Here is a 24587-nt window from a genome sequence, read left to right on the forward strand (position 1 = left end):
AGCCTATCGGCTTTCTGTTGTCGCTTTATCCAAAATCGCGCGCATTTTAACGACTTCATCCTCAGCAATCTCATAGCGCTGATATTCATCTTGGCCCGCGGCTCCCATAAAAACCTGACGATTCATAAAACGCATCACCGATGGCTTTATGACGCTCGCCGATGAGTGAAACTCTCGAACACCAGCCTCGAGTAACCTTGCAATCGTCGCCGCTCTCACGCCGCCGCCAGCCATAACGACTGGTCCATCAAGTGCAACTAGCTGTTTTATCAACTCAACACCTGCGCCAGCTGTGCTTTGTTGGCCCGAGGTTAAAACCCGTGAAACACCAAGCTTAGCTAATTGCTGATAGCAAGCGATGGGATCTTGAGTCATATCAAATGCCCGATGAAAGCACACTTCAAGCCTTTGGGCGGCTTCTAACAATTGCCCCATTGCAGCGACATCAATTTGCCCATCTGTGGTTAAAGCGCCAATCACTACACCACTTAAATGAAGTGCTTTAACTTGAGCAATATCTTCACACATTTGAAAAAGATCCCCGGAGCTATAGCAAAAATCACCACCACGAGGGCGAATCATCACCATTACGGGTATATTCAAGCGCGTTGCTAATTGCATCAATCCAAACGAGGGCGTTAAGCCGCCCTCTTGGCGAGCAAAGCATAGCTCGATACGCTGCGCACCAAAGCGCTGTGCTCTGTTAAGGTCGTCATCACCATAACAGCAAATCTCCAGCATGATTTATGCTCGCTCCACCAACAAAGAAGCGCCAATTAGCCCACCATCTTGGTGAAACATACCGGGGACAATCAACGGTGAATCTATCGGGTTTAAAATCATCGCTTTGACTTTATCATCAAGGCGAGCGATAAGCTCTGGCTCACTGGCTAGCCCACCGCCGACCACCACAATCGAGGGGCCAAGGATATTAAGGGTCAACGCCAACGGCTCACTCATAACAGCTAACCAGACTTTAATAGTGAGCTCAGCTTGAACATCAGCTTGTTTATACAAGGTAATAATTTGCTGACTAGTTAGCGATTGCTGATGAAGATGCAGGTGCAGTCGCTCAATTCCCCGAGCGCCGCCCAATGTATCAAGACAACCAATCTGACCACAGCCACAGCGAACTCTTGGCAAATGAATGGTTCGGCCGTTGATAGCAACTTCCGTGCGCGTAATCGGCCCATGACCCCACTCGGCCGTAATGCCACCACGACCTTCTATGATTTGGCCATGAATCACTAACCCGCCACCAACTCCTGTACCAATAATGGCACCTAACACAATAGGGTGATTTTTTCCCGCGCCTAAATGGGTTTCCGCAAGGGTAAAGCAATCGGCATCATTGGCGATATAGACAGGTCGTTTTAATAGCTGCGAGAGCTCTTGCTTAATCTGATGGCCGCGAAAAGCTGCGATATTACCAGCGAAGACGGTGTCTTTGACATTATCGACCACCCCGGTGGTTGAAATAGCCAATGCTGAATCACTCTTGTAATGCGATTGCCATTTATTAACGAGGCTTAAAAGAGCTTGACTAAACGCTTGCCAGTTATCCGCAGGGTTAGCAATTTTATCTAAAAACTGGATCTGACCGGGCTTTTCTGAGACTGCAAATTTAATAAAAGAACCACCAATATCAGCACAGATTATGGGTTTAACCATGGTTTGCGTATCTTTGAAGATAAGTGATGGGTTATCTTAGCCAGAGTCGGTGGATAACCGCAATGGCTATTCACACAAAACGCTCGATAGCAATAAAAAAGCCACTGCGATAAGGACAAGCAGTGGCTTTTAAATCGTTTAAGAAAGTTTAGTTAAGTGTCGTACTCACAGGCATTTTGCTCATCAATTCAACACTTTGGCTGACGCCTCGAGCACTGGCTAATTTGAGTGGCGTTTCACCTTCGCTATTTTCCTGATGTGGGTTTGCGCCATTGGTTAGCAACGTCGTTACAACCATCTCAACTTCACTCAAATCTGTGACATCTGGGTCAAAAAATAGCGCAACATGCAGCGGTGTATTTCCATCAGCATCCCTTTGATTGACATCCGCGCCATTTTGACACATTAAGTTAATCAGCTCTGAGTTACCAGCAAAGGCCGCATAATGCAGCGGGGTAGTGCTTGAGTGACTAAGCCGATAGCTCAGATTAAGCCGTGACGTAAACAATTGGTACTGTTTACAAGCTTCTTTGTCATTGCCTCGCATCGCAATGTAATGCATCAAGTTACGGCCTTCTTCATCCACATGTTCGATGTTTTCGCGCACATGTTTACGAGCACACAGTTTATTAATAAACGCATTGTCAGCACCGCTTAAAGCGAGCATCAAAAGAGTACGGCCAGATGCATCAGGTTGATTTAAATCGGCTCCAAGTGAGCATAATTTATCGAAAATCTCATCATGACCCACAAACATCGCTAACATAATTGCTGTATAACCGCGCTCGTTAGTGGCTGCATTAATATCAGCACCATGGTCCAACAGACGTTGAATAATCTCAATTTTTAGCATCTGGTCAACGCTGTTTTCCTGACAGTGTCTTTGAATATAGGTGTCATAACCATATTCACCAACTGCCGCCATATGTAATGGCGTAAAGCCATCGCTGTTACCAAAACAAGCATCAGCGCCATGCTCTAGTAAAACATCCACAGCCGTTAACGCGCCATAACGAGCAGCGCTCATCAACGCAGTGTCACCATCAGGGTCAATCAGCTCAACATCGGCCCCGCCTTTAATTAAAGCTTCAACGGTTGCTCGGCGCTGCTCTTTGTCAATCCAGTTCCAGTTGCTAATCGCGCGATGCAAAGAGGAGGAATTATCAAAACCACCACACACATCAGGATTGGCACCATGCTCCAGCAGATAACGCACTATCTCATCACGACATTTTGAAGCCGCCGATAAAAGTGGTGTGGCATTGATCGTCGTCTCAACATTGACATCTAATAAACCCAGCTTATCAATCTCATCTAAATAACGAATAACGTCGCCCTGCTCGAGTCGGTCACAACGTGACACCGCATAATGAACAAACTCTTCCTTGGTCAGCCCCATCTTCGCTCGTGGATCTGCGCCATTTTCCAAGGCAAGTTTAAATACCTCAAAATTGTTAGAATCAACGGCCCATTCCAAGAGACTTTCTTCATTACGATATTGCCCCCAGCCTCGGCCATCATCACGACATGCTGGCTGCAGGTGAATATCTACCGGGTCATTTAAATCACAACCTGCCTCAATTAATAATCGACAAACTTCAAAACATAACTCTTTGTGATGCGGTTCATTTAACAGATCAATAGCGGCATAGATCACCCCATAGTGATAAGTTTCAACCGTTTTACCATCAACAGTCACAATCCGTTTACGATTAATATTATCTTTGTTACTGAGCTTGATGAGAGTTCGAATTGTTTTAATATCAGTCCCTTGAACAATCGCCCAACGTAGAGGGTCACCAATTTGTGGATTGTTGATATCCAATCCATCGGCGATAGCTTCAATAAGTTCGCTGATATCATCGCCCTGCTTGGCATAAGTTCTAAGCCAAGTACTTACAGGATGTTCTTTTTTATCAGGCTCATCATCAAATGCCGAATCTGATATCAGTTGATGGATATTCCAACCCAATTTTATGAGCCCCAAGGCTAACTGACTAAACCCTTGTGCATTATGGCTAATCACAACACCTGATAGACAGCTTGCACGACGAGTCAGATCATGTGGCGAGTTGAAACTAAACCAAAAAGGTTCATCCCACGGCACACTGAGCTGGCGTAGTTTATAGCAATCAATAATTAGCGAGATAACCTCAACAGTTTCATCTATCGAATAAAACTGCCCGCGCGGATTAATTGTAAATACCCACGTAAATACCGATGTGTGATGCTCGCCTTGGAAATAAAGGTCACAGCCACACTCAGATAATTTTTTAGCCAATTCCAAATTATGTAACCAAATGGCCATATGCCAAGCTGAACGGCCATGGCATTCCAATGCAGCACCATTTTTAATCAGAAAATTAAAGACAGCTTCATTATGCTGAACATTCTCATACCAACCACATAAATACTGGAGCGGGCTTAAAGTCATACCTGCCACTTTTTTCGGGGCATTAATATCAACGCCTTTAGCCTGAAGTTGGGAAAGCAGCTCTATTTTCTCATCAACCGCTAAATTATCTGCTTTAAAAATATCCCAAAACATTGCTTGGGCATCTTCACTAGCACCATCGAGTTGCGCAATTTTTACACTCGTCTCATTATCTGTAGGAAGTAGTGAATTAATTGGTAAATGCAGTTGCCGCTTACTATCAATTGCAATTAAACGCTCAGTTAAAGTCCGGCCAAAATTTTGCGCTTTAATATACTGACCAATTTGTTCTTTATCTTCCTCGTTAATCTCAAGGCCCAACTCTAATAATTTAACAAACCCCGCATAACGGCGATGTTGTAATAATCGAACAGCGAGCGATATTGAAGGCAGTTTAAGATGAATATCCAATGCTTGCGTATTTAACGCATCAATCACATCATCAAATGTAGTTTTATCCGCCTGAGGTAAATCAGACAACTTAGAATTACACAATGCGCAATAAAGTGGGCAGACACCAGCGCTGCTAGCAAGGTTAACATCAGCACCTAACGCAACCATCTTACGAATCATCGCCGGGTCTACATTTAAGTGCTCACAAGAGATGTAGTACGCCAGAACCGACATTTGTGTATAACTAAGATCAACGACATTGATGTCGCCACCAGTTATTTTTAATATGTATTCAAGATATTCTTCATTTAATTGCTCTTGTTCAACAACGGCATGTAATATTGGTAACTGATTGACTGTTTTAGGTAATTTTTCACCAAAATCTAAAAATACTTGTAACAGTTGAGCATCGCATTGAGTCAGTACAAACTCCATCACATACTGCTGGTCATTCTCTGCACCACTTTGAGCTGAAACCCCATTATCAAGAAGGTATCGAGCAATTTCAGCATTCTTATAATAAATGGCATAGTAAAGCGGAAAACGTCCATTTTCATCAGCGTTAGATAATGTATCTGGCGAATATTGTTTCTTTAATTTATTTAAATTCCCTTTTTGAATAATTTTTTCTATCGATTCTTTGCGATTAAAAAACATGAGGCCCTCATAATCCAGATGACATTAATAATTGATTGATAGTTGTTTTAACAAATTTTTTAAATATAAATAACGCCAAATTAATTGCGTTATACAATTAGTTTAATGATGTAATAGTGATCGATGTAATACCGGTGAAATAAAATCCTTTTCATTGATGGGCTAACACATTGAAGATTATTTATATCACATTAATAATTATTTTATTAACTATAAATGAGTTAAATATTGGTAATTCGATATGATCATGACTAAATATAAATAATAGTTATATCATTTTGGTCATTATTTATACTTGAGAAGGAAGCAATAGCTAAACCCTCTGCTTAACTGCGCATCAAACAAAGGGATAAACTTATTGTGGCTGTTTATTCAGCGATTCTTTGTAACGATAGCACAGCTCAATCCAAGCCTGAGCGGCTTTAGAGAGATACCGCTGGGCATGCCAGACCACGCCAAGATCCCAATTAATAGTCGGCTCGATGGGTCGAATTAATAACCCCTTACTATCCATTCGTCCACATAATGGCTCTGGCACAAACGCAACGCCTCCTGTTTTTACCAGAGCGACTAAAAAATCCCACTGGCTACTACGGGCTGCAATCTGCGGCGTAAATCCAGCCTTTTGACAGGCCTGATGAATCGATTCACTTAAAGTGAATTCATCGGTATAAACGAAAAATGACTCGTCAGAGAGTTCATCCCAATGAACGACGCTTTTTTCTCGCCATTCTGGCGTATCACACAACACTGCATAAACGGGATAGCAATTAAATTCCAAAGTATTCAAGTCATCTTCTATATATTCTGAAAGCATTGTAATGGCCACATCGAGCTCACCATCCAGTACCGCGTGCTCCAGCTTACGTCCACCATACTCAAGAATAACGAGCTCAACATCTGGGTATAACTGGCGATATTGGCGAATAATACCGGCATACAGATGGCCTATCATCGGCGGTATTCCAACCTTTAAACGACCTTTACGCAATTCGTTTAAATCATCCAGCTCAGTAACCAGTTCATCCATCTGCGATAAAATACCTTGGGCATTTTGAAACACCACTTCACCTGCATCAGTTAGCCAAAAGCGCCGACCTTCTCGATGGAGCAAGGGAAGATCCAATTCTGTCTCTAAATTCTTAATCATTTTGCTAATTGTAGGCTGTGTAACAAAGAGCTTTTCTGAGGCTTTGGTGAAGCTTTTTTGTTTAACTAATTCAACAAAATAACGTAATGCTTTGATATCCATAATCAGCAGCCTATCGGAGATGTTTTAAAATTCAGATAAGGAATAGTTTAAATAAAAATAATTCATTTTTGGACTAGTTTGGAACTCCTTATACTGTGAGGCACTTCACAAATATTAACAAGAGTTATTAACGCAAATGCTGCGGATCAGAGTTCTTTTACTCACATGTACACAAGTTTTTATCCTCTCTCTTATTTGGATGGCAGCCAACGTTTTCGTCCAGCGCTGGCATATTCCAGTACCATCTAATTTAGTGGGATTATGTCTGTTGCTCATTTTAGTCTTCGCTCGAGTCATTCGTCCGGATTGGCTGCGCTTAGGGGCCAGCTGGCTATTGGCTGAAATGCTATTGTTTTTCGTACCCGCTGCTATTTCAGTGGTTAAATATCCGCAACTCGTTCGTCAATTTGGCTTACAAATCATCTCAGTTATTTTCTTAAGCACCGTCTGTGTAATTGTTTCAACCGCTTGGACTGTCGATAAAATGCATCGTCTTGAAGTTCGCCTGGCTCGTCGGCGGGATAATAAACTTGCTTTATTACATCGGAGTAACCGTTAATGAGTAGTTCACTGTTGGCCTTTGGATGTTTTGTGCTGACGGTCATTTTGTACCTCATCAGCAAATGGCTGTATCGAAAAAAAAGAATCGTCTTATTTATGCCATTGTTATTGGCACCGATTTTAATTTTAATTGTGGTGTTAGCGCTTAAAATTCCTTACCAAGACTATATCCAAGATTCACACTGGCTGTTGTGGATGTTAGGCCCTGCGACAGTTGCCTTTGCCATACCTATTTATGATCAGCGCAAACTTATCGCTAAACATTGGTTATCGCTGAGCGTTGGCGTCTGCGTGGCTGTCTTTGTAGCCGTGTTCAGCTCGGTTATGTTAGCCCGAGTATTTCACCTCTCGGTTGAGCTACAGCGCAGCTTGGCAATGCGCTCAATTACAACACCATTTGCCATTCAAGCCACCAAAATTATTGGGGGACAGACGGACTTAAACGCCGTGTTCGTTGTGATCACAGGTGTATTAGGAATGGCAATTGGTGAATTTACATTAACCTTAACCGCCATTCGCTCACGTCTTGGCAAGGGCGCAAGTTTAGGGGCTTGTGCGCATGGCGCCGGAACAGCCAAAGCTTATCAGCTTGGCCACACCGAAGGCGTTACCTCAAGCGTGATTATGATGCTCGCTGGGGTCATTACCGTCTGTGCAGCTCCGCTGATTGGCCATGTCTTTTGGTAAGATATCTATAAGCTTATGCGAGATTGTGTGGCGTTAGCTTAACTTTAGACATTAAGCATCTGGATAAAACCAGATGCTTTTTTGTTGCATCATGAAAATTAAGCTTCCGGCTCTGGCTGCGGCAGCGATTCGATATGCAACGTTTGTGTTGGGAACGCACAATCAGCACCATTTTGATGAATGATAGCTAATGTTTTGAGCAACACATCTTGCTTAATCTGATGATATTCCTTCCAGTCCACGGTTTTTGTAAAGGTATAGATAAAGAAATCCAAACTGGAGGCGCCAAAACCATTAAAATTCACCATCAAGGTTTTATTAGTATCAATCGCCTCATGACTTTGCAGCATCGCTTTGACTTGCTCAACAATCGTACTAACTTGCTCCGCATCCTGATAGCGAACACCGATGGTCTCGTAAATTCGCCGATTCAGCATCCGAGATGGGTTTTCAACTGATACTTGAGTAAACACTGAATTGGGCACATAAAGTGGGCGTTGATCAAAAGTGCGAATTTTAGTGACTCGAAATCCAATCCGCTCAACCGTGCCTTCAATCGCGCGATCAGGGCTTCTAATCCAGTCACCAACCCGAAACGGTTTATCCAAGTAGATGACAAACGCCCCGAAAAAATTGGCTAATAAGTCTTTGGCAGCCATACCAATGACCAACCCACCGACACCACCAAAGGCCAATAATCCTGAGATGCTAACGCCTAGGCTCTGAAAAACAGTCAGTAATACAATAATGATGATGGAAGCTTTAAGAAGCTTCGCTACGGCCTGAACAGTTGTGGCATCGCGCCCCTTGGCGATAAATTCATCTTCGCCACTGTTGGTAACCCGCCAAGCTGCCAGCGCAAACAAGACTTCAAGACAGACCTTGCGAATGACTGGCAAATATTGCGCTAGATTAGAATCAATCCTATCGGCAACACTATCGGCAACCAGACTGAGCCCTAATAATAAAATAAACCAACTCACAGGCCCATTGAGCGATTCCCATAAAATATTGTCCCAGTGGGTCTGCGAACGTTCCGCAAGCTTAACAATACGTTTGCCAATAATACGCCATACCAGCGTTGCCAGTAGAGTCACCGCAATAATGCAACCAACCTCAATTGCCCAGCCTTGGCCTAATTCATGAGTTAGCTGAGCAAATTGCGTATGAAACCAACTCTCAATGGTTCCCATAGATAAAATGTCTCATTGATAAATTTCCTTATAAATCTTAGAGAAGAGTCCATTGAAGCTCAATGAGAAAATAAGGTTAGTCACTACTTTTGAAACATAAATGTTCTGTATTCTAGTTTATCAAATTGCCGAGAGAGCAAAATGAGTGCAATAGCGGTGGTTAATAAAACAGCTATTGAAAATCCATACCCATAGTAATATGGACCTAACCAAAGACTTAGATAAGTCAATAAACCATTCGTAACCATAAATATGGCACTGATAGCCAATACGCTGAACCGCTTATCCAAATAATACATCACATTGATAATTCCCAATAAAACAACCTGTAACCCAACCCCAAGGACATCAATATTCAATAACTCTGAATAGCTGCTATCAATATGAAAAAATTTCAGAAGTGCCGACCCTGATACCCAAATCAATGCAACTGTAATACCTTGCACTTTCGCAATATCATAGATTCCAGCTTTAACCGAAGAAACCATTGCTTGTTTAACTGTTTGAATTTGCTCTAGAGAAGCGCCCTGAATAACCGCACTATAAAAGTTACGATGCTGCTCTACAAAATCAGTTTCAATCCGAACGAGGAAAACGGCCATTCCAGGAATAACCGAAAGGTAGGCTAAAAATATTGGTAGGTCATAAATTGGATTTGCCCGTAAAGGCCCAAGCACGGACACTGATGTTACAGGGTCATACCAAAAGATGATTTTATCAATCCATGCAGATAGGTTATAAAAGAGGCCACACAATAATAAGCTTAAATGAACATTTCGGCGTTTTAAAAAGTCAAAACATACCAGCTGGGCACTTGGATAACGACGAACAATAAGCCACAGAAAAGTAAATAACAGAACCGCTTCACCGATTAAAAAGGCCAAAAATAACCCGTTCAGACTATACGAATTTAGAGCGATTGCCGCTAATACCATACAACTATAACCAATCAGCATGGTCAGTATAATTTGGTTATATTCTTTCATGCCAGAAAGAAAAATAGTCGTAAGCCACTGATTACATAAACAGACAAATCCCCCCATAATCAGAAACTTGGTTATATTATCGAGTGGGATAAATGGCCAAACAATCAGACATAGCCCCAAAGAGACCAACGTCACGAAAAATATTGCACCTAAGAGATTGCTAACAATTCGGTCATACGCCTTTTTATAGATAAGATCCGAGATGTAGCGAGTTAACATCAGCTGCAGTCCTCCGGTCACAACCAGAGAAGCACACATCATATATGTCACTGTTATCAAAAATTGGACAATTAAACTTTGGGGAGCGATGCGACCTAGGCTTAACAAACCAATCACTAACAGCGCAACAATCGATAATAACCATGGGCCAGAGCCGATGACACCAGCATAACCGTATGCCTGAATCACCGACAACAGCGTGTTCTGTTTTAAGATCTTACGAATTTCAAACCCTATTCCAGCCATTACATAAGATCCTTATACTGTTGACGATATAGAGAGAACATAAGTTGCTCACCATAAAACTGATTCACTCGTTTCAAACCACTTTGTCGATAGCATTGCCAACGCTCGGGATCGGCTAACATTTTGGCAATGGTTTGTCCGGTCGTTACTGCTGAAGCGATTGGAACTAACTCTCCTGATGGACCTAACGCTTTATCTTGCTCTGTATAGCCATTAATTAGCTCATTGCATGAGCCAACCTGAGTCGCTAATACAGGAACTCCAGATGCCATCGATTCTAATAAAACTAATGGCTGAGCTTCTGAGATAGAAGTCAACGCGGTTAATCCAAGCTGCGGAAATATCTCAACCACATTCTGCATACCTAAAAATTTGATATGAGACTCAAGATCTAAGCTTTTTACCAGTAGCCGACATTCCGCTACATAAGCTTCATCTTCATCTAACGGGCCGACTATCCACCCTTCAATACTAGAGTTATATGCAATAGCTTCTTTAATTGAGCGGATGAACGTTTTAATATCTTTAATAGGAACAACGCGACCAATGAGCCCAACGACATTCGAAATGCTTGGCCGGTCCTGCTGAGCTATTTGGCTAAACCTTTCCAGAGCAATCCCATTTGCAATCACATCTGTTCGCTCACTCGGTGCCCCATCACGAATTTGGCGCTGTTGATTTCCGGGATAAAGAGAAGTTATTCGCTGAGCTTGCTGATAAGCACTACGCCCAAGTTGTTCAAAGAATTTAATCCACATTTGGCGCATATCACCCATTGTGGCATTCAAATTGGCATATAACTTCGCTTCCGATTCTTGGATCCATTCAGCTTGAATCAGATCAATCGTACGTTCTTTGGTATAGATACCATGCTCTGTCAATAGAAATGGGGTCTGATGCAACGCATGAATGCCAGCCCCTAAAAATCCAGCGTATCCAGTTGATATCGAGTGAACGACTCGCGTTTTAGGCGCCTGACGAGCTAATTCAGCGATTTTAAACAATGGCGCAAACATACTGCGATAAGTCCAAAAGAAATTGATAAAAGAGGGATCATCACAATAACGCTCAAAATACTGACAAATCACATCCCAAGAGGCCTCAGAATATAAAAAATCTGTCATTTCAAAGCCATTTAGTACCCCTAAAGAACTAAACAATTCCTTGATATTTTCTTCAGGGATAGGCCTATCTGTTTGCCGGAAGTAATATTGCAAAGCTAGCCAATGATTAAACGCGTTTTTATTACCACTTCGCCTATTAGGCGTATGTGGCGCTTTTATATCCATTAAATAATGGGTATGTAACGCAGTCACATTTTTAGGTAACTGGTATTGCATAGGACCATATGCGGCTTTGCTCCCACCTAAAAACATCAGCTCAAAAGTAAGCTCTGGTAAACCTTGAATAAGCTGATGAACCCAACTAGAAACACCACCACGAATATATGGATATGTTCCTTCAAGTAACAATAAAATATCAGCAACTGGCTTGGTCACACCAATACTCCCGAATTTGTTGTAACTGAGCAGGCATGCCTTCCACTGGTAATTGTTTTAGATAGTTTTGGCACAACGCGTAATCTTGTTGAGCAAATGCTACCTCCGCCATATAAGGATTAATCCGGCGTGCATCCAGCCCCTGTTCACGGGCTTTTAAGAATTGTTTCTTCGCTAAATCCAACTTTTCATGTGCTAAATAAATTCGTCCAAGAAATAGCTCTTTGATATTCGATGGCTCTAATTCTATGCTTTGAAGAACGTAATCGGTGGCTTTGGTTAATACATAATCTTTAACCGCCCCTTGAGCCAAACCTAGATAACTCAGTTCCCAATAACTCTCTGCTATCTTTTGCTGATAATATGCTTTTAATGTATCGCTCGAAGTCTGCGTTAAAAGTTCTTCATTTGTTGCTATTTTCTTATTCAGGCGATTCTCTTTGCCATCTAAAAATGAATAGGCCAGCAGACGAACATCATCGCTTAGATCGCTCAATGCCAAACGCAACAGAGGAACTGAATGTTCATCATCCATATTGCGAGTCGTCATTACCGCTGCAAGTCGTTTTTTAGACTCGCCAGCATGTTTAATCACCGCCTGAATTCCAGCGTTTGAGTAATAGTTATGTTCTTCACTAACGGATATCGGTATATATGGTAGATCAGGAATCTGATAGCTACGAAACAACTCATCTTGGTCCTTCTTGGGGCGATGATAAGCGATAATAAGCGTTATCAAACCAATGGTTGCAACTACCGGAGCGACAATTAATAACGACCATAAAAATAGCACGCTCTTTGTTTTAGGCTCCCGATAACGCGCAGGAAGTGCACGCCACAAAACGAGACTCAAGAACAAAGCCACAAGCAGATCAGCAATGCCTGCAAGTAGCAATGAATGATGAATAAGTAAAAATACGGCCCCAATCTGCCCTATAAAACCTAGCAATAAGGCAACGATATAAAACAACATTATGAATATGCCTCAACAAACTGCGGCTCATTTACTCGTGGTTTTAATATTTGCTCTAATTGCTCAGGCATAGCAGGCAGTGATAATTGAGTTGTCAACTCAATTCCAAGCTGCTCAAATGACTGACCAATAGATTGCATACACCATTGTTCTATACGATTTATAAAACCTTGGCGGTCCATTTCATTGGCAAGTGGCATCAAAATAGTCAATGAATGATTAACTGCGTCATCAAAATAGACATCCAGTCCACGACGGGTTGCTCGCAGATAATCGAGCAATCGATTTACCTGTAAATTTGCCGCTTTTGAGTGAATCTTAATAAGTTGAGCCGATGTATCGTAACGTTTAGCCTGTGACTGAATATGCCAAACCTGTGCATAGAACTGTTCGAACTCTTGGCTATCCATCACCGGATTAGTCACCGAATGACGCAATAGATCACCAATGTGACCCGCCATGACAGTTAAAAGTCGTAAGGTTTCTTCACGCAAAGAAAAAAATTGAACTTTCTCAACTAAAATCATCGCATAAATCTTATCAACGTGATCCAGCAGTGGAATCGCAATCTGATAATGACTCACTGAACTTGCCGAGTTCATCGCAATACTGGCTACCTGCTGACGTTCAAATAGCCGATGGATGAGCGGATCATCAAATTTAACAGCGCCAACTTCACCCACAGTAGCTATTGCATCTGGATTAATTTGCTTACCATCAACACAATAAAAACCTGCGACCTGAAAGCCACCATACTCACTGAACAGTTGTAAAATTGGCCGTGCCGCACCTGCAATATTTCTATCAGGTAAGCTATTAATTAGTTTGCCAACTGACTGTAAAGATTCACGTAAACTTAATTGATGCCCAGCCAACATAATCTCGAGACGGTCATGGGACACCCGCAAAAGATGATAATGACGCGTAAAAGTTTGCAGCCTATCTTCAGCATATTCTAAATTTAATCGCATTTTTTGGTTATTCTTAAACCAGGCATCGGCAAATTCCCCTGCGATCATTACCGCAACCAATTCCCCGACCCAAACAGAATAACCCGAAATATCCATCAGCTGTTCATGGTTGTACTCAGCAATCAAAAACTGGAAAAGCCCAATCAGAACAATGCTACAGACGCCTTTAAAAAATCCATAGCGCAGCGCTACAACCAACGGAACAAGCAATGGCCATGGAAATGTTGCCAACTGCCAGAATGGGTCATGTCTATGAGTTAGCCAAGTTATAACTATCACTACTAGACTAAAAAAAACGACCTCGGACCAGATTCTGTGTGAAGATGGCTGATTCTCAGTGTTTACAAGCTTTTTCACTAGATGCCTTCAATATGTGAAATCAGTTGCGCTATAACTTTTTGCCCAACCGATGAAACGCTTTCACGGCCCCATCCTGTTTTTGCTACAGTGCCGCTCCAAATGACTTTATCTGTATGCTTATCAACTAGCTGCAAAGTAACAGAGACGGTCGGTTCTCCATCGAGTCCGGCTTTATAACGCCATTCATCAATGCTGCCACTAAGCACATAGTCCGCCGATTGGTGACTTAGCCAAGCGTGGGCTGCATCTAAACGTTGTTGATCATCGATAGATGGCAAATTGCCCTGCGCCTTACGAGGGTACCGTAGCAAAGTTGGTAACTTTTGTTGGAACCATAAACTTGCCAGCATATCTTCTGCTCTCTGACCTGCCAGCGGAGTTTGGGTATAATTGACAAGTGGCATCAAGGCTACTTTTTGTTGAGCAGGTAATGCCACTGAGCTAACCCGGGTCGCAGAACATGCACTCAATAGCAAAAGGATGCTCATCCAAAGTACACGATACATAGTTTCTCCTTCACACATTCTAAAAATGAACGTAATAATTTAGTTGCAGTTGTAAATCGCTTTTACCCGAGCGACTACGGGTTTGATAACGTGTTTGCACGCTTAGCAAATCATCACTGATAATCGACCAACCAATACCGGCTACAGCTGCGAAATCTAGCTGTTTGACATTAGGTTGATAACCACCACTGAGGTCGATTTGCCAAGTTGGGGACAATCCTAAATATGGGGGATTAAATTCAAGCCCTGGTCCTAGAGTGGTACCTAGCGCAATTCGGCGAAAAGCACTCATATTAGCTTCTTGGCCATTAATTGAACGTATATGAGAAGAGCTCAACTGTTGCCAATTGACAGCTGAATACACACCCCAGAGAGGATCTTGATTTAAAATCTGATAGCTATAGCGCGTTTGATATTGTTGACCGCTCGCTACTGGTTTATTTGAACTATCAAGAGTAATCTGCCACTGCGATGCGCTGAAATTCAATTGTTGTCTAGGCGAGAGCAAATACTCAGCTGATAGTTCAAGTTGATTTTGCTGTGCAAATGCTAACAATAAATCACTCTGATCCGTTCGCGTATGCCAACCAAGAGATGCTCCCAAACGTAACCGCTGAGTTGATTGATAGTTAAGCTTCGCTGTTAATCCATTGCGGCTTTGTAAAGCCCCATGGAAATAATCAACCTGCCCTTCAAGATCCCAGCGACCAGATAAATAGTGCCCGTCAACAAGAAAATACTGGCCATCATTACCCAAGTTATTCACTTTAGCTAAACCGATTTTCCATTGGACTTGTGCAGCTGGGAAGTAAACATTGAACTGCTGAGCAGACGAACTCAATCCTGCATTAGGCTGCAAACTTAGCTCGACAGCATGGAAGAAACTCGATCGAACACTACGAGCTAAGTCGTAATTGACAGATTCACGACTGTCTTGGTCAGCAACAAGCCAATTTTGCATAGCTCGATAAGGCTGACGTAAATAGATAAGCGCATTCACTTTATCGATAGGAGCTAACTGTTTTTTCGCAACCAACTGCCGAATATTGGTAAATTGACCATCCTGCATTGCCTGTTGCAGCTGTTGCCATGAAGGTAATAACTTGACAGCCCGACGGTGTAACCACCATTGAGCTTGAGGCTGCTCAGATAAGGTTATTGCAAGATTATCTACTGACTCGTAATGGCGAAGATATGAATACGCTTTTGCTCCTCCCCATTGTGCAAGAAGTTGTTGGTAATCAGCCTGAGTATGAGGTAAATGCCCGATTAGATAGCGGTTTACCTTCCATGCCTCGGCTTTCATATGCATGTGAGTCAGCACATCTGACAAATTAACCCAATATGACAATTCGCTAGGCTGATTAGCAATACACCAGCGCAAATATCGATAAGCTAGCCGATAATCGCCTAACTCTAACGCCAAACTACTCAGTAAAGGAGCCCACTGCAGACTCATTGGCTCCGACTGGTGGGCACTTAAAATAGCCTGTGCATCTGCTTTATTATTGCTATCTACCGCTAACCACCCTAGGGATAACGCTGTCTCAGGCAAATTAGGGGCTAAGTTCTGCGCAGTTAGCAGCATCTGTTTAGCTAAACTATATTGTTGTTGAGACTGATACCATTGTCCTAGGGTTGACCAAGCAGAAGCCAACGCTGGTGAAGGCTTTTGCTGGGCTAACAATGGGGCCAACTTAGCCATTGAAGCACGGTCTTGTAGCTGCATACTGACTTGTGCAATAGCAACAAGATTAGAGTCACTCACTGGCTGATGCCATAAATAGTGCAGCAATGCTTTATTATGATTGCCAAAGCGTAATTGGCGATAACGAAGTTCAATCCCCAAGGATACGGGCCCCAATTGTTTCAAGTGGCTGTATCCCAAAAGTTCTAACTTGTCATTGCCGACCATTTCGGCGACCTGAGCTAAACTATCCCAATATACTGGCGTTGGGTCCTTAGAAACTGAAGCAAGAATTTTTAAAGCTTTTTCATTCTGGTTGTTCAGCCAAAATGCCCGAGCAAACCATAGATGTGTTTGAGCTGTATCAGGACCTTGATAATGTGCCCACAAATGGCGAACCTTGCTTAAATGTCCTTGTTCATATAACGCTTTTAATAGCCAATATTGGCTGAATAACGATTTACCATTCAATCGTTCGTAACTGTGGATGTCTTGCACCATTTGGTTCGAATCACCTAGGTAGTAGTGATCGCTCATCCAATGGTTGAAATCTTGCTTAGTCAACTTATGTTGTTCGCTAAGAAAGCGATAAATAACTATTTTGTCCTGATAGAGAAATAACCCATCAACCGTGTGTAGTGTTTGTTTCGCTGACTTTAAGCTATGAAGAGGATCATTTGCTATCAACCATTGTAGTTGGTGCATGGCTAAAGTGATGTCGTCAGACCACATAGCAATTTGCCATAACTGATGATGAAGGGCTTTATCTTTAGGTAATAAAAACAATAATTTCTTACTTGTTACACGGGCTTTAGACAAGTCATGATTGCCAATCTGAGCTTGCACTGCTTCACGTAAAACAGACTCATTATTTGGAAACTGATGAACTAAAGTATTGGCAGCTTGTTCTGTAATAGCGCGATCATCTGCAAATTTAGCTAGCTTCAGCGTGTGTTTAACATCTGACACATCGCCAAACTTTTGCCACCAAAGCAAAGCTTGTTTGGGGTGCTGGTCAGCTAATGCTGCTTGAATAGCCTGTTTATAATTGGTAGATGAGATACTCTTTTTATAGTTTTCAACAGCTAAATGTGCGTTATCATCTTGCATCCAAAATTGCGCAGCTTTACCGTACTTATTGTGACGCTGATAATATTCAGCGACAGCCCCTTGTAATCCAGCCGCAGTGGCATAGCGAACAGATTGCTTTGACCATTGGCTCACAGGACGAAAACTGGCAATCAAGGCATCTAAATCACGGTCATGATGGGCACCATGAGCCGTCCAGCGATGATAGATCACCTGCTGATATAGCTGATGATGAATATCGGAGTTAGTCAGTTTAGAAAGCTCAGAAATTGCTTCAGGCCATTTCTGAGCCCTGATAAACGCTTTAATTAGCCGCTGTTCAAGCTCTTGATCGTCAGGCTTATTCACTAATGCCGCCCGCAGATAAGGAATCAGCAGCACAGGATCTTGCTCACTATCAGCAGTCACGAAAAACTGATGTTTTGGGAAGAGCGCATAAAACATGGCGCAAATAATGACAATAATTACAGCAAATGCAGGCCATGAAATAAGACGAGAATACTTAGTCATGTTGCATCACCGAATGTTTATTACAAAGAAGCTGACCGCGAAAAGTCCCTTTAGGTAATTCAAACTGGCTGATCCCATGACTAAGATGAGGTCTATAAATAATCCCTGAATGGCTCACTAAACGACAATGACGAGCATTAGCCATATTAATTTGGGCTTTTACCCAAGAAAATAACTGAACGGGACCATCCACTTGCCAGCGTTTTAATACCCCATTAGCCGAAAGCAAATAGGGTTGAGTGTTTAATGATTTTGTTGAGAGCTTTATCGCTGCCTTGGCTCGAATCAACGATACATATCGACCACTTTGTGTAACGCCTGCTATACCTGAACTCTTTTTAAGATCCACATTTGCAAGCACTGAAGGTATTCGAATAGTACGAATAGACTTACTACTGGTAAGCCAACGACCCTGACTATCTTTAGCTAAAGCAGAGAAATAAAAGTCTTTTGCCATAATGGCGTAGCGGCTTAGATGAATCGGTGTATTAGGTTTGGACTGAATATAACGGATAGCATCGTTAACCCCTTTTAGGCCTGCCGGGTTAGCCGCCACATAAGTATGTAAATAAATATCAAACGGCTTTAAACGATAGGGTTTATCTGTCACTTTATATGTCGTTATAACTCGTTTAAAGCCATCAAATGGACCTTTCCACTCATTGGTAAACACATCATCATTCATAATAGGTGCATAAATCTGCCATAAAAATTCCCCCTCAGGACGAGCTATTGGAGAAATATTAGTAAGGCTTGGATTATCACTCGTAATGTTCGTATTACCGCCATTAACATTTAAAACGTGCATAGCATTGGCAAGAGCTATTGGTTTAGGTCCTGGAAGTGCATCTCCAGACCACAGGACCATTACTACTTTTTTACCTTTGGGCGCTAAACGGCTATTAATATAATTAATAGAACCATTAATCTCGCGTTTAAGGACAACATGGGGATAATTTGGAACAGCCAAATTAAAACCGTATTCCTCGTCCTTGGCCGTTACCACTCGGCGCCCCGCTAATGCAGCCCAGAAGAATGGATGACTAAAGGTGTGAGTAGCGATCTCGACATAGGGAAGCTTAAAAATTGCTCTAGCAATGGCTTCAAGTTTTGGACTTATTGCTGGGTATAATCCTTTAGGCCCCACTTCCCCTTCGATAACAGAGAATGTAAACGGTAATTTATAACGTTTTAGAATCTTATCTTTAAACTCTTCTCCGGCATATGGCTGCCCAGGGAACCGAGACAAGCTAGGAAAGCCATCACCATCCATATGCAATAAAAAAGCTCTACGACCACTAACAGTGGTTACATCAAATGCAGGAATAGGCGGAAGTTTTAGTACTTTGGTTAACAGATTCATTGGATTCACAATCCATCTGTTATCCCCCATAGGAATATTTTTAATCATCCATGGTGCTAAAACAATCCCACCGTTAGAAGTCATGCTCGCCTGAACAATAGGACCCGATGCCGTTTTTAGTGAAATTAATGCGTGCGCACCTTTAACTAAATGCATGCCGACGGGGTCTAACCCATGCATTGAGGGTAATGCTTCACTTTTGAGAATTGGACTCATAAATGTTAGGTGGTATGGCCCCTTAGGCGATTGAGAGAGTAGTTGCCCCCCAAGCCCTTTTAACAATTGCGAATTATTAGGAACCAATCCTAATAGCAGCTCAGGAATCTCTCCTTGAGCTTTAATCAACCATTTAACTAAAGAATCTTGATAAAAATTAGGTTGATCATTCCAAACGATAATACCCGCATATAAAGATGGATCGATATCAGGTAGTGGATGCTTACTAATATCCCAATAATCAGGAATATATCCAAGATATTCTATAAATATCGCTAGCTGATTATGCAGAGGATTATAAATAAGCGGTTGGATTTTTCCGTTATAGGGTATGATTATTCGCCTTGCCACAGGCTTAATGGTTGAAGTTCCCCATTGCTGCAAAAATCCATCACTTACCCATGGCTGATAACCTCGATGAAAAATTCTTTTTGCCAGAGCATAACGTTCATGAGGTTTGGCATAATCAATTACCTCAACTTTAAATCCAAGCGATTTTGCGTAATTGAGCCGAGCTTCTATCCATTTTTGATCTTTAATAGAAGTTTTATGATAGGAGTTATTAATTGGGTTAAATTGTGTAAATAACCCTTCAGCAACGATATATTCAGCTTTACCTTTTAATTGTGAAAGGACATCAAATCCACGATTTAGAATTAAATGTCCTGAAAACATCTTAGACAAATGTAAGATAACTTCAACCAAAGCTTGCTGTTGTATGGATTGCTGCTTTTTATCTAATAGCTGATAACTATTGAGAGTATCGAGAAATAATCCATGAAACCCCCGAACTTGTAACTTTTTAGCTCTGTTATAAAGCTGCGCTCGCCATTGAGGCGAACTTAAGTCCATGATTTGAGTTGACCATTGACTATTTTGACCTAATACAGCACCAGTCTGCCCAGCTGATTCACCTATACTTAAATAAGCATAACTTTTTATGTTTCGGCGGTTAAGCCAAGTCAACTCTTGATTATTAATATGATCAGGCTGCACTACGACATTTGAATAAAATGTCATTTCCGCTAATGGCATTGGTTGACCATAATAAAAAGCTATAGATTGATTACTTCCCTTTGCTAAGCAAATAGGCGTAAAGAAAATAAATAGCCAAAAAATCCAGTTACATCTATTCATAATATACAACGACAGGAAATGATTAATCTCACCAAAAAGGCAACATCTCTTCAAATGACAATAGACTGAAATTTAAATTTCTATAGATGCTCTATCATGTAGCAATTCATCCGCCAAATTTAATTAAGATAGGAAATTAAACAGACTTATCCACTTACCATATTAATAATTGCCAGTAATTCTATCACCAAAATAATTTTTATAAAACAAATAAATAACAATAAAACATATTAATTTTCACCTAGTTTTAGCTAATTAATTAGTATTAATTATTCATTAATAACCATTTTATTATTAATAGCTAATTAATACTAATAATGAGTAGGGATGAATTTTTATTTAAAATTTATCTTTATAAATCATTAAATAATATATATAGAACTATCAATAAAATCGTTGGCTTTTATCACAGAGCAGAACGCTGATACAATCATATTCATCCTATTCTCTTAAGAGAGTACAAATGTCTAAGCAATATTCTCAGCTTTTTGGCTACACCGATGGTGCCCAGGTTTTGCAAATCCCTGTTCAAGAGACGCCAATTGATGTGATTAATCAGGTTTGCTATTCGCAGGTTCGTGAGCAACGCTCAATGACACAACTGTGTATGACCATATTGGTTCCGCGAACAAGTGTTCCCAAACCAGCTATTGTCTACTACCCCGGTGGTGGATTTACTAAAAGTGAGCGAGATAAATTTATCGAAATGCGCTTTGCGCTGGCCAAAGCAGGATATGTCGTTGCAGCAGCTGAATATCGCGTTGTACCCAATCAATTCCCTGCCCCAATCATTGATGGTAAAGCTGCAATCCGTTATCTGCGTCAGCATGCTGAGGAATTTACCATTAATCCGCAGCAAATAGGTGTGCTGGGCGACTCAGCTGGCGGTTATATGGCCCAAATGATGACTCTGGCGCAAGATAAAGAATTTGAACAAGGAGATCATCTTAACCAGTCGTCAACTGTTCAGGCAGGCGTTAGCATTTACGGGATATCAAACTTATTAAATATTGGTGCAGGTTTGAATGAGAAACTCCAACAAGTGCACCAATCACCAGCGGTTACAGAAGCCTTGTTAGTCAACGGAGCGGCTTTTAATACTTTTGCTGGCGCATCAATTCAAAGTGACCAAACCAAAGCACTACATGCCAGTCCAATGGGTCATCTTCAAGGGGAAAAACCACCCTTATTACTCATGCATGGCAGCGCTGACCAACTAGTAAGTCCGATACAAAGCCAACAGCTTTATGAGCAATTAAAAGCCCATCAGGCACCAGTTGAATATATTGTTGTAGAAAAAGCCGCCCACGGAGATGATATCTGGTACCAAAAACCGATTATCGACACCGTTTGTCAGTGGTTTAGACAACATTTAGCTATCTAATGCTGAGCAAACTGAGTGCTTTTGTGCTTAATTAAAGCGGCTTTTTACCGTTAAACAGTAACTTCTCAAAAATATCCGGTTCAAGTGCTTCACTAAACAAGAAGCCCTGATAAGTATGACATCCTCGATATTTAAGAAATTGCATTTGAAAATCAGTCTCGACGCCTTCGGCGACCACTTCAATGCCGAGGTTTTCACTCATTGCAATAATGGTTGCGATAATGGCGCTGCTGCCTGCTCGAGTGCCGTTAGCAACCACTTCATCAACAAATGATTTATCAATTTTAAGGCAATTAATAGGTAGCCGATTAAGATAAGCGAGGGATGAATAACCTGTACCAAAATCATCAATGGAAAAACGCACACCAAACTCGCGTAATTTCGAGAGTTTGGTAATGGTTTCATCCACATTCGTCACCAAAACACCTTCAGTTATTTCAAGCTCAAGTAGCGCAGGATCGCAGCCTTGCTCTTTAATAATGTCGATGACCTCCTGCACAAATCCACTGCGGTGAAATTGTTTTGGACTCACATTCACTGAAAGCGTCGTAAACTGAGGCGGGATCCCTTGATCTTGCCATTGTTTGAGTTTGCGACATGCCCCTCGCATAACCCACTCCCCAAGTTCAACAATAAAACCAGACTCTTCAGCCATGGGGATAAACATTCCCGGTGAGATCCATCCATAGCGTTCATCAAACCAACGCAGTAGTGTTTCGGCGCCAGTCATTTGATAATTATCATTAAAGCGCGGCTGAAAATAGATAACCATGTCATCATTGTGCATAGCTTTCGGCATGAGCATCTGAATTTCATGGCGCTGATGCGCTTTACTGGCCATCTCTTCGATAAAGAAATGCACTTTTGAACGACCAGATTCTTTACCGTGATAAAGAGCAATATCGGCTTGGCGAAATACTTCGTATGCAGTGTTCTTCTGATTTGGAAAAAGAGCAATGCCAATGGTGACATTTAAGTTAACTTCACTATTTTGAATCTCAATAGTTTCACGAACATCGCTACTTAGCTGATGGGCAATTGAAAGCAATTTGCGTACTGCATTTTGTCTAACTTGCCCCAAGTGAGTGAGCAAAATAGCAAACTCATCCCCACTAATACGTGCAACGGTGTGCACATGACTACGCTGGATTTGCAGTCTTGCAGCTACTTTTTTCAAAATAAAATCACCAATGTGGTGACCAAAGAGATCATTGATATTTTTAAAATTATCAATATCGATATAAAATAATCCGCCAAACTCCTGATATTCAACATGTGAAGTAATCGCTTTTTCTAATTCTTCTAAGAGTCGGCTACGATTAGCCAACTCTGTGGTGGAATCGTAATTACTCTGATAAACCAATTTCTCCTGCGCCCGATGTAACTCGGAAATGTCTTTAAATAATCCGACCATACGCAGCGGCTTATCACCATCTTTTTCAACCACCATCACTCTCGGGGAAACCCAAATTATTTCGCCATGAGAATTGACTAACCGATGAACATGTACAAACGTGTCTCGCACACCTTGCAGGTATAGTCGAAATTGTTTGAGTGTTTCATCTTTATCATCACTGTGAATATAATTTTGCCAGCCGCGAATATCTGCGACTAGTTGCGCCTTCTGCAAGCCTAGCATTAACGCCCATTGCTGATTATAGTGAACTTCATCAGTGACTAAGTTCCACTCCCAAATCCCATTCACATCATTATCAAGTGCAAACTGCCAACGTTGCTCAGCAGCCTTTGTCTGTGACAAACTAGAGCTTAATGAAGAGCGTAAATCATTTAAAAAATGCCCAACTTGAGCGACTTCTCCTCGACCAAATGATTCTGTCTGAGCTCGCTGAAAATTAACATCATTAAGCGAAATTTGCTGCAATGGTTTCACAAGCCAGCGACGCATCAACATGTTCAGAACCAAAGTTCCTAACACAATCAGCCCCCACTGCCAAAATGCCTGAGAAAGCAATCGATTAAATAGCTTGGACCACTCATAGCCAAGGTCATACTCAACCAATAAAATCCGTTTCGAAAAACCAGCTGTGTGATGAATAATCATCGGTTCATAAAAAGAGCCAATCAAACCATCGTCTGAAACAGCCCACTGCGAATGGCCAGAGCTAAGAGCTTGCTGGAAAATCTTTGAGTTGAAGTGTTCACTCACATGACTAATCAAATCGCCTTGATACTGATGATTACTATCGATCAAGATATGCATGTTCGAGCCAACAATCATGATTGAATGAAATGGCTGCAGATAAGTTAATAGGTGTAAAAATTTCTCATTCTGCTGCTGCAATGATTGTTCTAAGCGAAAAGAACCATTCATTCGTTTGGAAAAATGTTCAACTCGCTGCTGAGTCTGGATGATTAAATTTTGTTGGTGAGAATCTATCGACTGCCAAAACAATAGCCCTTGAGCAATCGAGGCAATCACCAGAAATATGATCGGAATAAGAATACTAAGCGACAATCGGCGCATCGAACCACCTGATTGAATCGCACGAAGGCAAACTTATCCCTAAAAATCTATTTATTGGCTGATTAAACGATCTAAACTGCGGCAATTTATATTCATGGCAGGCCACTG

The 24587-nt window shown here is 41.6% G+C and carries 16 protein-coding genes; 3 read left to right on the top strand and 13 right to left on the bottom strand.

The genetic code is table 11. The features are described 5' to 3' along the window. Positions 1-3: 3 nt before the first annotated feature. From ABTQ23_RS02650 to ABTQ23_RS02665, 4 genes are all read right to left on the bottom strand, one after another. On the bottom strand, positions 4-741 hold the full coding sequence (locus ABTQ23_RS02650; RefSeq protein WP_408614090.1) for a copper homeostasis protein CutC: 738 nt from the start codon (positions 739-741) through the stop codon (positions 4-6). Positions 742-744: 3 nt separating this feature from the next. Beyond that, positions 745-1671 (bottom strand): ROK family protein, encoded by a 927-nt coding sequence (locus ABTQ23_RS02655; RefSeq protein WP_408614091.1) that lies wholly within the window; start codon positions 1669-1671, stop codon positions 745-747. A 148-nt stretch (positions 1672-1819) separates the two neighbouring features. Then, positions 1820-5155 carry an ankyrin repeat domain-containing protein gene (locus ABTQ23_RS02660; RefSeq protein ID WP_408614092.1) on the bottom strand — a complete coding sequence of 1112 codons (3336 nt, stop codon included), beginning with the start codon at positions 5153-5155 and terminating at the stop codon, positions 1820-1822. Positions 5156-5510: 355 nt separating this feature from the next. Next, on the bottom strand, positions 5511-6407 hold the full coding sequence (locus ABTQ23_RS02665) for a LysR family transcriptional regulator (protein ID WP_408614093.1): 897 nt from the start codon (positions 6405-6407) through the stop codon (positions 5511-5513). A gap of 136 nt (positions 6408-6543) precedes the next feature. Between ABTQ23_RS02665 and ABTQ23_RS02670 the strand changes: the two genes are divergently transcribed. Next, complete coding sequence (locus ABTQ23_RS02670) at positions 6544-6966, top strand: CidA/LrgA family protein (RefSeq protein WP_408614094.1); 423 nt, start codon at positions 6544-6546, stop codon at positions 6964-6966. Continuing rightward, the gene (locus ABTQ23_RS02675; protein WP_408614095.1) at positions 6966-7655 is read left to right on the top strand and encodes an LrgB family protein; all 690 of its coding nucleotides are present in this window, start codon (positions 6966-6968) and stop codon (positions 7653-7655) included. The genes ABTQ23_RS02670 and ABTQ23_RS02675 overlap by 1 nt, the downstream gene beginning before the upstream one ends. A 98-nt stretch (positions 7656-7753) precedes the next feature. Here the strand turns inward: ABTQ23_RS02675 and ABTQ23_RS02680 are convergent, their stop codons facing one another. The 8 genes from ABTQ23_RS02680 to ABTQ23_RS02715 all read right to left on the bottom strand — a co-directional run bounded on the left by ABTQ23_RS02680 (position 7754) and on the right by ABTQ23_RS02715 (position 20610). Then, positions 7754-8848: a mechanosensitive ion channel family protein gene (locus ABTQ23_RS02680; protein ID WP_408614096.1), complete on the bottom strand. Its 1095-nt coding sequence runs from the start codon at positions 8846-8848 to the stop codon at positions 7754-7756. Positions 8849-8931: 83 nt separating this feature from the next. Beyond that, entirely contained in the window at positions 8932-10299 is a 1368-nt protein-coding gene (pelG, locus tag ABTQ23_RS02685; protein WP_408614097.1) for an exopolysaccharide Pel transporter PelG, read from the bottom strand. Then, complete coding sequence (pelF, locus tag ABTQ23_RS02690) at positions 10299-11798, bottom strand: GT4 family glycosyltransferase PelF (RefSeq protein WP_408614098.1); 1500 nt, start codon at positions 11796-11798, stop codon at positions 10299-10301. The genes pelG and pelF overlap by 1 nt, the downstream gene beginning before the upstream one ends. Continuing rightward, complete coding sequence (locus ABTQ23_RS02695) at positions 11779-12771, bottom strand: protein PelE (RefSeq protein ID WP_408614099.1); 993 nt, start codon at positions 12769-12771, stop codon at positions 11779-11781. Before ABTQ23_RS02695 ends, pelF begins: the two co-directional genes overlap by 20 nt. Continuing rightward, positions 12771-14021, bottom strand: a complete 1251-nt coding sequence (locus ABTQ23_RS02700; RefSeq protein ID WP_408614100.1) for a PelD GGDEF domain-containing protein — start codon at positions 14019-14021, stop codon at positions 12771-12773. The genes ABTQ23_RS02695 and ABTQ23_RS02700 overlap by 1 nt, the downstream gene beginning before the upstream one ends. Positions 14022-14098: 77 nt before the next feature. Continuing rightward, positions 14099-14608 carry an LpoB-related protein gene (locus ABTQ23_RS02705; RefSeq protein WP_408614101.1) on the bottom strand — a complete coding sequence of 170 codons (510 nt, stop codon included), beginning with the start codon at positions 14606-14608 and terminating at the stop codon, positions 14099-14101. A gap of 19 nt (positions 14609-14627) precedes the next feature. Continuing rightward, positions 14628-17894 (bottom strand): tetratricopeptide repeat protein, encoded by a 3267-nt coding sequence (locus ABTQ23_RS02710; RefSeq protein ID WP_408614102.1) that lies wholly within the window; start codon positions 17892-17894, stop codon positions 14628-14630. Then, complete coding sequence (locus ABTQ23_RS02715; RefSeq protein ID WP_408614494.1) at positions 17887-20610, bottom strand: endo alpha-1,4 polygalactosaminidase; 2724 nt, start codon at positions 20608-20610, stop codon at positions 17887-17889. The genes ABTQ23_RS02710 and ABTQ23_RS02715 overlap by 8 nt, the downstream gene beginning before the upstream one ends. A 463-nt stretch (positions 20611-21073) precedes the next feature. On the opposite strand from ABTQ23_RS02715, the gene ABTQ23_RS02720 reads away from it, so the two are divergent. Beyond that, positions 21074-21994, top strand: coding sequence for an alpha/beta hydrolase fold domain-containing protein (locus tag ABTQ23_RS02720; RefSeq protein ID WP_408614103.1), 921 nt, complete (start codon positions 21074-21076; stop codon positions 21992-21994). Between the two features lie 31 nt (positions 21995-22025). On the opposite strand, the gene ABTQ23_RS02725 is transcribed toward ABTQ23_RS02720, so the two are convergent. Continuing rightward, positions 22026-24479 (bottom strand): putative bifunctional diguanylate cyclase/phosphodiesterase, encoded by a 2454-nt coding sequence (locus tag ABTQ23_RS02725; protein WP_408614104.1) that lies wholly within the window; start codon positions 24477-24479, stop codon positions 22026-22028. Between the last annotated feature and the right edge of the window lie 108 nt (positions 24480-24587).

This window comes from Celerinatantimonas sediminis, from assembly GCF_046054195.1.
In the GTDB taxonomy this organism is placed as follows: Bacteria; Pseudomonadota; Gammaproteobacteria; order Enterobacterales; family Celerinatantimonadaceae; genus Celerinatantimonas.